The organism is Streptomyces sp. 12E (assembly GCF_055633275.1).
Map to the genome: position 1 here is coordinate 6462268 of NZ_JBVNCJ010000001.1, position 14244 is coordinate 6476511.

Annotated in this window: 6 protein-coding genes and 1 pseudogene; 5 read left to right on the plus strand and 2 right to left on the minus strand. The window is 76.1% G+C overall.

Translation table 11 applies throughout. From position 1 onward, the window contains the following. Nucleotides 1–32: 32 nt before the first annotated feature. Nucleotides 33–629, minus strand: coding sequence for a LuxR C-terminal-related transcriptional regulator (locus ACZ8ZB_RS29690; RefSeq protein WP_470740685.1), 597 nt, complete (start codon nucleotides 627–629; stop codon nucleotides 33–35). Nucleotides 630–1218: 589 nt separating this feature from the next. On the opposite strand from ACZ8ZB_RS29690, the gene ACZ8ZB_RS29695 reads away from it, so the two are divergent. The 5 genes and pseudogenes from ACZ8ZB_RS29695 to ACZ8ZB_RS29715 all read left to right on the plus strand — a co-directional run. Continuing rightward, on the plus strand, nucleotides 1219–2109 hold the full coding sequence (locus ACZ8ZB_RS29695) for a DUF4132 domain-containing protein (RefSeq protein WP_470740686.1): 891 nt from the start codon (nucleotides 1219–1221) through the stop codon (nucleotides 2107–2109). A 41-nt stretch (nucleotides 2110–2150) separates the two neighbouring features. Next, entirely contained in the window at nucleotides 2151–7160 is a 5010-nt protein-coding gene (locus ACZ8ZB_RS29700; RefSeq protein ID WP_470741609.1) for a DNA-binding protein, read from the plus strand. Nucleotides 7161–7225: 65 nt separating this feature from the next. Then, nucleotides 7226–10717 carry a DUF5682 family protein gene (locus tag ACZ8ZB_RS29705; protein WP_470740687.1) on the plus strand — a complete coding sequence of 1164 codons (3492 nt, stop codon included), beginning with the start codon at nucleotides 7226–7228 and terminating at the stop codon, nucleotides 10715–10717. Beyond that, nucleotides 10714–12576, plus strand: coding sequence for a hypothetical protein (locus ACZ8ZB_RS29710; protein WP_470740688.1), 1863 nt, complete (start codon nucleotides 10714–10716; stop codon nucleotides 12574–12576). The genes ACZ8ZB_RS29705 and ACZ8ZB_RS29710 overlap by 4 nt, the downstream gene beginning before the upstream one ends. Nucleotides 12577–13023: 447 nt before the next feature. After that, nucleotides 13024–13137 (plus strand): annotated as a pseudogene (locus ACZ8ZB_RS29715) (TetR family transcriptional regulator); the annotation flags it as partial. Nucleotides 13138–13277: 140 nt separating this feature from the next. Here ACZ8ZB_RS29715 and ACZ8ZB_RS29720 read toward each other — a convergent pair. Next, nucleotides 13278–14240, minus strand: coding sequence for a DUF2510 domain-containing protein (locus ACZ8ZB_RS29720; RefSeq protein ID WP_470740689.1), 963 nt, complete (start codon nucleotides 14238–14240; stop codon nucleotides 13278–13280). Nucleotides 14241–14244 lie beyond the last annotated feature (4 nt).

The following is a 14244-nucleotide window of genomic DNA, read 5'->3' on the forward strand; positions in this document are numbered from 1 at the left end:
CGGCCCTCCGGGGCGGGTTCACCGCAGGTCCGTCACGTCCATCCGGCGTTCTGGACGATGCGTATCGCGTCGACCCGGTTGCGGGCGCCCACCTTCCGTATCGCCGTGGCCATGTAGTTGCGGACGGTCCCCCGGGACAGGTGCAGACGGGCCGCGATCTCGGCCATCGGCGCCCCCTGGGAGGCGAGGGACAGCACGCTCAGCTCGCGGGTGGTCAACGGCATCTCCGCACCCTCCAGCAGGGCGACCGTGAGCGTCTGGTCGAGGAAACGTTCCCCCTTGGCGACCGTGTGCACCGCCGTGATCAGCCCGCGCGCCGGGGCGTTCTTGTCGACCAGCCCGAGCGCACCGCCGTCGAACGCTCGACGGAGGATCCCCGGCCGCTTGGCGGTCGTCAGGACGACGAGCCGGTCTCCGCACCGCGCCCGGAAGGAGGCGCCGTGCGTCTGCCCAGGCCCCCACAGGCAGTCACCGTCCACGACCCACACGTCCGTCGGCAACGCGTCGTGATCCGGCAGGCCGGCGCCGGGTGACATGGACGAGACCTCCAGCGCGGCATCGGATCTGAGCAGTTGCACCAGTGCCGATCGCAACAGTTCCTCGTCGTGCACCACGACAGTACGAACCATCTCCCCCACCTCATGTCAGTGGCTGCGTCCAGGGTGACCGGCCACACACTTCCCCCAAGCCAGGGGGCGTGTGCCCTGATCCGTCCCGGAAGAACACAACACGTACGCACGTGCGAACCGCACCGGACGCAATCCGCCGCTCCCGGCGCCCCTCGGGGAACGGGAACGGCCGCGCCCGCCCGGCCGAAAACGGCGGAGCCGCACGTCCTCCGGGGGGCGGCGCCCGCCCGCGCGGAACGCGGCAGCCGGCCCCCGCGCCCACGCCGGCGGACCCGTTGTCCTGGTTACGGCGGCACATCGCCGGTCCGGGCGGCCGTACCGCGCCGGACGAGAGGCGCCGGACGGCGGGCCCGCACCGTCCGGGACGCGGCCGAAAACAGCCGTCGCCCAATCTGGCGCGAATCCCACCACCCGTCCGCCCGGACCGCGCTGCCCACCGCTTCCCCGCCAACTCGGCCCGGAGCAGGGGACGGTGGATTGTCGGTGGGGGCCCCTAGTCTTTCGACCGTCGTCACAGCGAGGCACGCCGATCAGGCCGTTGCCGGACGGGCTGTGCCGAATTCCGAGTGGTGGGAGAGGCGAGTACCCCATGGGTTGGCTGGCAGCGGGCGACACGTACGAGGTCGCTCTGGTGGAGGGCGGGGTGGTGGCCCGGCCCCGGTCCGCCGCGGCGGAGCCCTCGGCCGGGGCGTCCCCGGCAGGGCGGACGAGGACCCTGCCGGAGGAGATACGGGACCGTCCCGAAGTACGGGAACTGCAGCGGTTCGCCGAGTGGCTGGAGCGGCACGCGGCCGAGTGCGCCGCACAGGTCGACGCCTGGATGGTGTCCTCGCTGCCGGTGCCGACCGGTCTGCTGGCCCGGCTCTGGCCCGACGAGGCATGGCGGTCCGCGCTGCGCGACATCGTCGTCGTCGGCGACGGCCCCGGTGAGACCGGCTTCCTGCGGGACGCGGACGGCTCGGGTGAGCTGCGGGTGGTCGACCTCGACGGCGAGACCGTCCGCCTGGCACCCCGCACGGTGACCATGCCCCATCCCGTCCTCCTCCCGGACCTGGAGGAACTGCGGACGTTCGCCGCCGAGCTGGGCGTGACGCAGGGCGTCGAGCAGATCCACCGCGCCACCTGGCACAAGCCCGCCGACCTCGACGGGTCCGCCGACTCGGTCCGCGAGTTCGCCGGCGCCGAGTACCGCTCGTGGTTCCACCTCTCCTCCCGCATCACGTCCCTCGGCTACAAGGTCTCCGGCAGCAGCGCCGTCGACCGGATCCTGGACGGCGGGCGCGTCGTCACCGCATCGGTCGGCATGAGCGATCCCTACACCGAGGAGAAGGCCTGGACCGGAGACCTCAGCTGGAGCGACGAGGACGGCCACCGCAGCCTGCCGCTGACCGAAGTCGGCCCCGTCGCCTGGTCCGAGGGCATGCGCATGGCCGCGGCCCTGCACGCGGGCCGCACCGTGACCGAGGACGGCGCCGCGTGAACGACACGACGGCGGCGCACACCCAGGAAGGGCACACGCTCATGAACGACCCGGCGACACGGCACACCGCGCCGGCGGACCCGGAGGAACTGCTGCGCGCCGGTGCGGTGCTGCCGCCGGGCACCAGCGGGGCGGGCGACCGGGCCGTGCCCGTGTACACCCAGGCCTACCGCCATCCGGGCCTGGACGGCCGGACCGTCGTACGCCTCACCACCGGCGGGCGGACCGAGGGCCCGCCCACCGGTTTCCTCGGCCTCGAACCCGAGGGCGAGCCGGTGGAGGTCGGTCTCGGCCGGCCCCGGGCCCTGGGCTTCCCCGACTGGGTGCTGGTCCACCACCCCTCGGACGGTCACCTCGCCATGTCCCTGGTCGAGGAGATGAACAAGGTGGCGCGGAAGGCGAGATCGAGCCCGAAGCGGGCCCGCGCCGCCTACGAGTCGGTCGGCGAACGGCTCGCGGGGTCCGTACCGCACTTCCTGCCGACCTTCTACGAGCAGGCCGGCCGGGTCTTCCTGGCCGCCGACGAGAAGGCGTACGCGTCCCAGATGTTCGTCAACGCGCGCAAGGCCGAGACGGCCCACGCGCTGCCGTTCGACGAGGCGCGCATGGACGCCGTGTTCCTGGAGTTCGCCCTCGCTGACGCCATGCCGACGAAGGTCCTCTCCAGCTACGCCAAGGGGCTGAGCTCCCGGGTACCGGCCGCGACGGCACTCCGGCACCTGCGCGGACTGTTCGCCCGGCTGGCGGCGCACGGGCTGCCTCCGTCGAGCCCGGGCGCGGCCGAACTGCGCAAACTGACGAAGGCGGTCGCGGGCAAGGACGCGCAGGCGCAGGAGATGGCCCACCTGCGCGAGATGCTGACGCTGCCCGGCACCCGCAAGGCGCCGCCCGCCTGGTGGAAGACGCACCGGCAGGCCCTGCTGGAACTGACCCGGCGGGAGCCCGCCGTCCGCGGCACCCTGCTGGGCCTCATGCCCGAGGACTGGGAGGGCGCGGACCTGTCCCAGTGGCTGGACCTGTTGGAGAAGTCCGGCGCCACCGCCGGACTGTGCGACGCCGAGCTGCCCGCCGAGGTACGGCCCCCCGACGGCACGGCCGGGTGGACGCGCAGGTTCTTCTCCCTGTGCCGGGTCGACCGCCGGCGCCTCGCCCCGCCGGAGCTCGCTCTGCTCGTCGACCGCATGGCCGACACGCTGCGCGCCGAACTGCACGCCGCCGGAGACACGTTGCCGCCCCCGGTCAGCGACGTGGACCTCCTCGACCAGCTCCTGTCGCTGCGCATACCGGTGGCGGAACCGCAGGACGGCCAGCAGCTCGGCCTGACCGACTGGGCCGCCCGCGACACCCGGCGCGATCTCGTCGCGCTGGCGGCCGACCACCGCTTCCGCCCCGCGTTCCGGCGCGGTTGTCCCGAGGACGGCCGGCCGAACCACAAGGAGACCGTCCTCACCCTGGCGAAGTCCCCCGGCGGGCGGCCCATGCTCGCCGAATGGGTGGGCGAGGTCAGCCGGAGGTATCTCACCGCCGAACTGCCCGCGCTCTCCGGCTACTCCGGCGTGCTGCGCCCGCTGGACCGGCTGCCCGGAGAGGTGCTGGCGGTCGCCGAGGAGGCGGTACGGGACGCACTGAGGACCGGGATCGCCCCCGCGCTCGCCCGCGCGCTGCGCACCGGCATCCTCGACGAACTGGGCTGGCCCGCCTGGGAGGAGGCACTCCCGCCCTGTGCACCGGGGGAGCGCGCCCCGGAGGTCCGGGTCGTCGACGCCTGGCCGTACCTCGTCGTCATGGCCGGCACCCAGGCCCGGGTGATCGGCGCGGAAGGCACCGTGCTCACCCATGAGCTGCGGCTCCCGCCGGACATGAAGAACCATCTGTGGCGGGTCGACTGCCAGTACGTGGACGGCGCACTGTTCGTCGCGTGGGACTCGTACCACACCGGCACCGAGGGCTACTGGAGCCACGCTCCGGACCCGTCACCGGTGCCCGTCGGAGGCCGCCCCAACGCCAGCACCAAGGCGGGCGGACGCGACGCGGACCGGCTCCTCGTCTCCCTCCCGCTGCCCGGGGGCGGACGCACCGCCGGCCACGGCGTGCTGCGCCGGGGGGACACGGTGGTCCGGGCGAGGCGGCGGGTGATCGGCGACGGGACGTCGTACTGGGTGTGGGCCGCCCGCGGAACCGAGGACAGGCGGCACACCTGGCGCGCGTACGACCCGGTCGGCGACACCGTGGGCGAACCCGGAACGCCGGACTGGTTCGGCGGGGGACCGGGCACCGGCTCCGAGGACCACGTCCTGGAGAACTCCTGGCTGCGGCCGGCCCCCACCGCCGTACCGGGTCCGGTGTGCGCCCCCGTGGACGGACTCCTCGGCTGGCGCCTGACGAGGCTGCCGGACGGCCGGCTGCGGGGCGAGGACCTCGCCGGACGCTCGGTCGTCGTACCGGCCGGCAGGGAGACGTTCCTCCGGCACGCGCTGCGGTTCCCCGGCGCCGAACGGACGTTGGCCGTGATCGGGGACTGGGCCGGCGTCCGGCTGCTCGACCCGGACGGCACGGTGCTCGCCGAGGTCCCGGAGGACCGGACGCACGGGCACTTCAGCGCGGGCACCGCGCTGCTGCCGCCCCTGCCCCACTGGCATCTGCTCCGGCCCCGCGACCCACAGGGCTCGGCGGCGCTCCGCGGGCTCGGCGAGGACACCGCACGGGCACTGCTGGCCGGGGCCGTGGCGGAGCGACCGCGGAACACCGGGAACCCGGACGAGCCGGTCGGGGACGACCGGGACCTGGTGCCCCGGCTGGTCCGCAAGCTGCTGCCGGAGGTCGGCCACGAGGCGCTGCGGGCGGGCATCACCGGCGTCGTGCGGTACGCCGCCGAACAACAGCGCGTCCTGGACGCGGCGCTGGCCCGGCTCGACTCCGCGATCGCCGGAGAGACGTTGCGGGAGCCACGGCCCAAGGTGGGCGACGCCGTGCTCGGGGCGGCGCTGAACGGCGTCGGACTCACCATCGGCTGGCGCCGCCGCTTCTACGACTTCCACCACCACCTCCACGACCTGCCGGCCCTGCTGGGCCGCTCCCTGCGGGGCCTGGCCGAGCCGGCTCCCACGGGCCGGACCCACCTCGATGCGGCCAGGCAGGAGTCCCTGGAGTGCCTGCACGTCCCGGCGCTGCCCGTGCTGCCCGCGATCCTGGCGCTGCGGGCCGGCTCGGAGGCCGTCGTGGAGGAACACCGGAAGGCGCTGGACGCGTACCTCGAGGAGTTCGACGCGCAAGGGCTCACGGACCTGGACCCCGGGCACTGGCGGGGGGTCCGGCTGCGGCTGGACCAGAGCCTGTTCGAGGGGCCCGGCGCCATCCAGGGGCACCGGGGCGCGGCCGTGCTCGACCTCGGCGACGGCGCGTTCCTGGTCTTCCCCGAGCACGCGTTCCGCTTCCTCCAGGACCGGGACCCCGGCGGCGAGTCCGCCGGCCGGCACTACGGGGCGCTCTTCCACGACCCGTCCGGCCGGTTCGAGACACCCGCGCCGTACACCCTGGTCGCCTCCGGACCACTGGTGGCGGAGCCGACGCGGCCGCCCGGCTGGGCCACGGCGTTCCGCGCCGAACTCGCCGAACGCGGTCCGGCGCCCTGGTTCCCGGCGGCCGCCGAGGAGTTCGCGCGGCTCACCGGCGTCATCCCGACCATGGCCCGGCTGGTGGTCGCAGGACTGCCCATGATCGACGACGAGCGCGTGGCGGTGCCCTCGGCGACGCTGAGGACGATCGGCGTGAAGTCGGCCGACGCGCGCGTGGCCAAGGACGAGCTGAGGAAGCTCGACGCGGACGCCCGGCAGGCCGTGGTCGCGGCGCTGCTGCCCGCCGATCCGTCCCGGCTGTGGACGGACGGCCCCGACGCCGCCCGCGCGGCCGAGGTGTGGAACGAGCGGTTCGGCCGGCGCGCGCCCCTGCCCGAGGAAGTGCTTCACGACGCGGTCCGCGGCGTGGTCTCCCCGGGCTGGGCGCCGGCCGAGGCGCTGCGCGGCTTCCTCGACGTGACCGCCGAGCCCCGGCTGTCCCGGGACCTCACCTGGAGGATCGGCGCCTACCGCCCGGAGAGCACCGAGCGGACGCCCGGCTTCGACGGCGCGGTCCTGAAGGGCTCGGTGGCCCTGGCCGCGTGGCTCGCCCACCGCCTCCCGGCCGGCGACCCGATCCGCGCCACCCTGCCCGGCGTGCTCACCGCGCTGCGCGACCGGCTGGCCCACCCGGGCCTGCTGCTCGAGGTGGACCGGCGGACCGACTGGGAGGCCTTCCGGCGGGCCGCCGGAGAGCCCACCGGGACCGGCGACGACTTCGTGTGCCACGGCGCGGTCGTGCTGGGCACCGGGAGGCCCGAACCCGTCCCCGCCATCCGTCCCGCGCTGCTGGACGCGACCGGCAACGACCCGCACCTGACGGCCCTGTTCACCGGGGAGCGGCCCAACGCCCAGGAAACGGCGCTGCGCCTGGTCCACGACCGGCGGTTCGCCGAGCTGCTCGCCGATCCCGGCAACCCGGTGGCGGGCGAACGCGACGCGGACGGGACGTGGTGGCCGCAGGACCCCGCCCGGTCCGTACCCGACCTCGTCACGGAGGTCGCCGAGCGGTACGGCATCGGCGAGGACGCCGCCGTCCTCCACCTGATGCTGCTCACCCTGCCGGACCCCACCGACCGCAACACCGCCCGCTGGACCGGCTGGGGCAAGCAGCGCGGCGGGACGGCCAGGCTGCGGGCGGCCCGCGCCGAACTCGCCGCCACCGGCCTCGTCATCGAGGGCGACCGCTCCAAGGCCGGACGCTCCCTGTTCCTGCCCGGCGGCTGGACCCAGCTCGCCAATCCGCACCTCCCGCTGGAGCGGTGGAAGCTGCCGATGTACGGACTGCTGGACGGCGAGGGGCCCGCCCTGGGCGTCGTGGTGCCCCTTCGGCCCGTCGCCGCTCTCTACCGCGAGGCCTGGCGGCGGATCCAGGACGGGGACGAGCCCCAGCTGGAGGAACTGGAGGTGCCGCGACCGCGGAAGCGCCGTCGCTGAGTTCCGTCACGAAGGGGGACGGCCGTTCCGTACGGCCGTCCCCGCCGAACCGCCCACCTGGACCCATGACCGCGAGAGCAGAGGTGGCCGCGCCGGCGGCCCGCACGGAGCCGTATCTGATCGGTGTACGGCACCACAGTCCCGCACTGGCCGTCGCCGTGCCCCGGCTGCTGGACGCCGCGGGCGCCGAGGTCCTCTGCGTCGAGCTGCCGGCCGACTTCCAGCCCTGGCTGCCGTATCTCTCCGATCCGCGCACCACGGCGCCGGTGGCCCTGGCCGGCGCGTACGAGGACGGACGGCTGAGCCTGTACCCCCTCGCCGACTTCTCCCCGGAACTGGCGGCGATCCGCTGGGCGCGGGACCGGGGCGCGGAGGTGATCTGCTGCGACCTGCCCCTCACGGCGCCGGAGCGGACGCCCGCCCCGGTGGCCGGGGCGGACGCGGACGAGCTGTGGGACCGCACCGTGGAAGCGCTCGCACCCGGCAGCGCTCCCGACGCCGTGCGCCGCGCCGCCCTCGGCTTCGGCCTGGCCGTGCGCCGGGACCGGGCGGCCCGCGGCGGCATCGCGGCCGTCGACCTCGCCCGGGAGGCGCACATGCGCCGGGCCGTCGCCGCGGCCGGGGCCGGCAAGCGCCGGGTCGCGGCGGTGGTCGGCGCCTTCCACGCGCCCGGACTGACCGGCGAGGACGGGGCCACGGCCGAGGGGGAGGCGGCCGGCGCGGGCTCTCCGGTCGTCACCTCCCTCGTGCCGTACGCCTTCGCCCTGCTGGACTCCCGCTCCGGATACCCGGCCGGCATCCGCGACCCGCGCTGGCGGCAGGCGGTGCTCGGCGCGGGCGGCGCCCCCGGCCGGATACGCGACGCCGCCGCCCGCGTCGTCACCGAGGTGTGCCGGGAGATCCGCGCGGCCGGCCACCCCGCGGGCACCGGCGAGGCGATCGAGACCCTGCGACTGGCCTGCGACCTCGGCACCCTGCGCGGTCTGGCGGCACCCGGCCGGGACGAGCTGCTGGAGGCGGTGACGTCCGTACTGGGCCAGGGGGGACCACCACCCGGCCGGGCCCTGGAGACGGTGCTGGTCGGCACGGACCGCGGCCGGCTCGCCCCCGGCACACCCCGGTCCGGTCTCGGCCCCTGGGTGGAGGCGGAACTCGCCTCGCTCCGGCTGCCGGGGCCGGGCGGCGCCGGTCACCGGGAGGTCAGGCTCTCGCCGCTGCGCTCCGCCCTCGACGCCCGGCGCGAGATCCTGCTCCAGCGGCTCAAGGAGTGCGGAGTGGGCTACGCGGAGCCGGTCGAGGTGTCCGCCGCGGGGGAGGGGAGCGCCCTCACCACACGCTGGCGGGCGGCCTGGACCCCGTCGGTCGCGGCCCGGCTCGACCTGGTGGGCGTCAGAGGGGTCACCGCCGCCCAGGCGGCCGAGGGCACCCTGCGCGAGCACCACCGCCGGGCGGCGGAGTCCGGCGGAGCCACCCCCGAGCAGGTCGTCGGCCTGCTGGGGGCCGCGGCCCGGTGCGCCCTGCCGGACCTGGTCGGCGACTGTCTCACGCAGGCCGCACGGGTCCTGCCCGCTGCCGCCACGCTTCCCGAACTGCTGCGGTGCATGGACCTGTTGGAGTCGATACGCCGGGAGCACCTGCCCGGCACGACCGGGCGGACACGCCTCCGGGCGACGGCACTCCGCGACCTCCTGCTGGAAGCCGCCGTCCGCGCCCTGCCCGGGCTGGCCGGCAGTGACGAGACGGAGGACGCCATCGCGCTCGTGACCCTGGCCGTCCGCAGCGGTGAGGAACGGCTCGGGCTGCGCCTGGACGGCGAGTTGCACGCGCTCGCGCACACCGGTTCGCCGCTCGTCCAGGGAGCGGCCCTGGCCGCCCGGGTCCTGCTCGACCTCGACGGCTCGGAGCTGCTGGGCAGAAGACTCGCCGACTGGGTCGACTCGGCCACGGCACCGGACACCCGGCACCGGCTGGAGCGCCGGCTCGCCGGTCTGCTCGTCGCCGCCGGACCGTTGATCGCGTCCCTGCCCGCCTCCCTCGCCCCGCTGCTGGAGCGCGTCGAGACCCTGGACGACCGGGACTTCCTCGACCGGCTCCCCGCGCTGCGCGGCGGTTTCCAGACCCTCACCCCGGACGGACGCGGGCGATTGCTGGCGGCCGTGACCGACCGGCTCGGCGACCGGCCCGGCCTCCGGCTCCCCGTGCCCGCCGAGACGGCCGGCCGGTGGGCCGAGGCCGACCACGAAGGGCTGGCCCTGCTGAGGGAACTGGGCCTGGCGGACCTGGCGAGCCCTCTGCCCCCGGACGGTCCGGTCCCGGACGCCCCCGTCCCGGACGGGCGGACGTCCGCGGCGAGCGGCCGGCGTCCCGCCCGGGGCACGGAGCCCGGTGTCCCACGCCTCGGCCCCGCCGACCGCTGGCGGCTGCTGCTCGGCCGCGGCACGGCGGAACTCCCCCCGGAGCTGGTGCCCTACGCCCTGGTCCTCGACGAACTGTTCGAACGGGACGGGCGGACGGGGGCCGAGGACGCGGACGGCGACACGGTGGACCGGGCGGAGGGCACGGATCCGGCCGGCGGCGGCCCGGACGAGCTCACCTCCGGCCACGGCCGGAGCCGCCCCAGCGTTCGGCACTGGGCCGAGGACCTCGAAGCGCTCTTCGGCGCGGACATCCGGGAGGAAGTCCTGGGACGCGCCGCGGCCAGGGGCCGTACGGACGTGATCGACCACCTCGACCCGGACGCGGTACGCCCTTCCGTGGAACTGCTGTCCGCCGTGCTGTCGCTCGCCAGGGGAATGCCCGAACAGCGGGTCGCCCGCCTCCGACCGCTGGTCGAACGGCTGGTCGAGCAACTCGCCCGGGAACTCGCCACCCGGCTGCGCCCCGCGCTGACCGGCCTCACCACACCACGCCCCTCCCGGCGCCCCGGCGGCCGGCTCGACCTGCCCCGTACCCTGCGGGCCAACCTCGTCCACAGCCGCCGCCTGGAGGACGGCACCGTCCGGATCGTCCCCGAACGGCCGGTCTTCAGGACCCGCACCGCCCAGCAGAGCGACTGGCGGCTGATCCTCGTCGTCGACGTGTCCGGATCCATGGAGTCCTCGGTCGTCTGGTCGGCGCTGACCGCCGCCGTACTCGGTGGCGTGCCCGTGCTCTCCACCCACTTCCTCACCTTCAGCACGCGGGTCGTCGACCTCACCGACCGGATCGACGACCCGCTCTCCCTGCTGCTGGAGGTGAAGGTTGGCGGCGGCACCCGCATCGCGGCCGGTCTCGCGCACGCCCGCACCCTGGTGACGGTGCCGAACCGCACCCTGATGGTGGTCGTCAGCGACTTCGAGGAGGGCGGTGCGGCCGACGGTCTGCTGACCGAGGTCGGGTCCCTGGTCTCCTCCGGCGTCCACCTGCTGGGCTGCGCCGCCCTGAACGACGACGGAGCCCCCCGCTACTCGGTACCGGTCGCGCGGCGACTCGTCGCGGCCGGAATGCCGGTGGCCGCCCTCAGCCCCCTCTCGCTCGCCCGTTGGGTGGGCGAGCGCCTCCGCGGAGCGGCCCGATGAGCCGTTCCTCACTTCCACCCGTCGCAGCGGAGGTGTTCGCCTCCGCGGTGGAGAGCCTCACCACGAGGCTCCGCGGCAGACTGGACGCGGCCGTCGAGGCCCTGGCCGGCACACCGGTCACCACCGAGGACGGCACCGTCCGCGTCCGCTGCGGCGAGGACGCCCGGGTGACCCTGGCCCCCGGCCCGTCCGGCACCGTCACCGACCCCGGCCAGACCCACTGCACCTGCCTCCTGGCCCCACGCTGCCTGCACCTGGCGGCGGTCCTGGGCGCCTGCCCGGTCGCCGACGCGACGCCCGCGGCCGACGCGGACCGTCCGGCGGTTCCGGTCCGGCCCGTGGATGCGGGTCGGACGCCGGCTCCGGAGCCGGCTGATGCCGACCGTCCCGCCGACGAAGGCCGCCGGGCCGCCCCCGGCCGTCCCGGCGCGCGGAAGACGCCGCTCGCCGGGACGGGGCGCCGGTCCGTCCGCGCCCCCTCCGCCGACCGGACACGGGCGGCCTCCGGGCTCTGGACGGCGGCGGCGGCCGTGCTGTCCGCCGGGACCGCCGGGGCCGGAGCGGTCCTCCAGGCAGAGGTGCTGCGTGCCGCCCACACCGCCCGCCTCGCGGGTCTCCACCGTGCGGAGGCCGCCGCCCTGGAGGTCGTGCGCCATCTGCGCGACGAGCGCGACCCGCACCGTCCCCGTGCCCTCGCCGCACTGGTCGACGCCCTGCGCGAACTCCTCCTCGTCACCCACCGCCTGAGGTCCGCCGACCCCGACCCGGCGCTCATCGGCGCCGTCCGCCGCCACCACCGCCCCGACGGGCCGCTGCGGCTGTACGGCGTCTGCCGCGAACCGGTGATCGGACCGGACGGCCTCGGCGGCGTGGTCACCCACCTCGTCGACGACGACGGCCACGCGTACACGCTCCCCGACGTCAAGCCCGGCGGCCCCGCCCGCGCCCGCCGGGCCGGTACCGCCCACGTCGCCCTCCGGTCCTTCCTGAGCGACCACTTCCGGGTGTCGCGCGGCGGCCTGATCGTCACCGGAGCGGTCGTCGCCCCGGACGGCCGCCTGCTGCCGGAACCGGGCGTCCGCGCCACCTCCGCCGCCGGACGGCCCTGGATCCCGCCGGATCCCGGCGCGGCCGGGCACACCGGCCCCCTGACCGTCCGCGACGTGGAGGTCGCCGCCACCGACGGCGAGGACCTGCTGGTCCGCGTACTGCCGGCGCGGGGGGACGGACCGGTCCGGCTGGCCCCCGCGCACCGCCATCCCTCCCTCGCCCACACCACGAACCTACGGCGCCTGGGCGAGCACCCCGGACTGCGGTTCCGGGTCGTCGGACGCCTCGACCCCGACCGGGTCACCACCCTCCGCCCGCTCGCCGTCGCCCCGCTGCCCGGCGCGGAGGCGACCCTGCGCCTGCCGGACGACTGGCAGGGCCGCGCCGATCTCGGCTACGACCGCCTCCTGGACGACCACTTCCCGGCGGGCCCGCCCTCCGGGCCCGGGCCCCTCCCCGCCGCTCCCGCGGACGACCCGCCGCTCTGGCGCGTCCGCCGGCTGGTCGAACTGGCCGTCGCCGGAGGACGCCGGGCCGCCGCCGAACCCGCGCGCGGCGACGGCCCGCGCGGCCACGCCGCCGCGCTGCGCCGCGGAGGGTTCGTCACCGGCGCGGCCCTGGTCACCGCGCTCGGCGCGGTGGCCGCCGACCGCACCCGCGACGTGTTCGGCCGCCTCGACGCGGCCGATCTCGACCGGTACGCGGCCCAGTGGCTCGCCACGGCCGTGTACCTCACCGGCACCGAAGCGGCGCTGCGCCGGGACCACTGGCACGGCGGATTCCCGGGGCCGGCCGGGTCCGCGCGGTGATCCGGGACGGTCCACGACGCGTCGCCGCATCTCACGTACCGGCGGCCTCCGTACCCGCGCCACCGCGCCCTTCCGCGGTGTTCACCGCTCCTGGAACGCTCCTTGTCCGGCACCGTACGAGAGACCCTCACCCAGGCCCGAAGCCGACCGGCGCCGACTCCTTCAGCCCGCGGACGCCACCGGACGTCCGTCGACGAGGGCTCCGGCGCCGCCGTGCGCCGTACCGTCGGCCTGCGCGCGGGCCACCGCTGGTACGACCCGACGGTCACCTTCCCGGCCGAGCCGGTCTGCCCGCGCCGCTTCGCGGGGCACGCCGGGAACGGCCGGCCGGCCGGGCGTCGGCGACCCGGCGATCGTCACGGACCGACCGCGGGCCGGAGGGGCGGCGCCGGGCGGGGGTGATCACGCAGCCCGGCGATCGCGGGGCGCCTCCTCCGGAGGGGGACCCGGATCTTCGGTCCGCTGCGGGTCCGGCCCGTCCTGGACGGCCGCACCGCGGATGCGGAGTACCTGATCCGCTTCGTGGAGGCCTCCGTGCTGCCGGCCCTCGGTCTCGAGTGAAACGCAGGCCGCCGTCGACGGGACGACCGTACGGTGGCCTGACGGCGCCGCACCGTGGGGACGGGGGCGGCGCTCACCCCGGCCGGGTGGGGCACCTCGTGAGCGGAGGGGCGCCCCACCCGGCCGTCGACCGCGCGGTGTCAGACGTCCTGGCCGCTGCCGCCGCCCGACGACACCTCGATGCCCTCGGCGATCTCGTCGAGGAGGGACTGCTTCTGATCGGTGTCCACCCCGAAGCGGACCACGACGATCCGCTGCGGCTGCGCGGGCGACGGGAAGGCCAGCGACTGGACGTACCCGTCGGAGCCCTTGCTGGTGACCGCCTTCCAGCGCACCAGATAGCCCTTCTGCCCGGCCACGGTCACGGCCTTGGACGCGAGGACGTCGTGCGAGGTGATCCTCCCGTACGCCGCACCGCCGTAACTCTCCTCCGCGTTGGCGGAGATGTCCGCCTTGGCGACCTCCTCGGCGGTGGACCCGCGGGTGCCGAACGCCAGGGCCGGCGCCGAGTACGCCCCGCCCTTGGTGCAGGTCCTGGAGGTGTCGCCGGGACAGTCGTACGTGTCCTCCGACGTCACCGAGGCGCCCACCCGCGACTCCTGGCCGTACCAGCCGTCCGGGACGGGCAGGCTGATGCCGCTCAGCGCGTCGGTCACCGACCCGCTCTCGATCCTCGGAGCCCCGGACCCGTCTGGCGCGGGCTCCTCGCCACCGGAACCGCCGGAGCCCCCGTCCTGTCCGTCCGGGTCACCGAACGGCCCGCCCGGCCCCCGAGAGGTCCTGGTGGAGCCGCCCCCGTCGTCGTCCGTCAGCGTGTACACGCCCACACCGATGCTCGTCAGGACGGCGACGGCCGCCGCCACCGCTATCCCGTTCCGCAGCCTGTGCTTCCGTCCGGGCGGCGCCGGAGCGGGGTACGCCGGGTAGGCCGGACACGCCGGCCCACCCGTGCCGTCCGGCGCCGGGGGACCCCAGGCGGCGGCCGGCCCCACCGGACGGACCTGCTCGGTCCAGGCCTTGCCGTCCCACCAGCGCTCGGCGGCCGGCCCCTCATTCGTCTGCCCGGGGTCGGGGTACCACCCGGGAGGAGTCACCTGCGTCATGCCC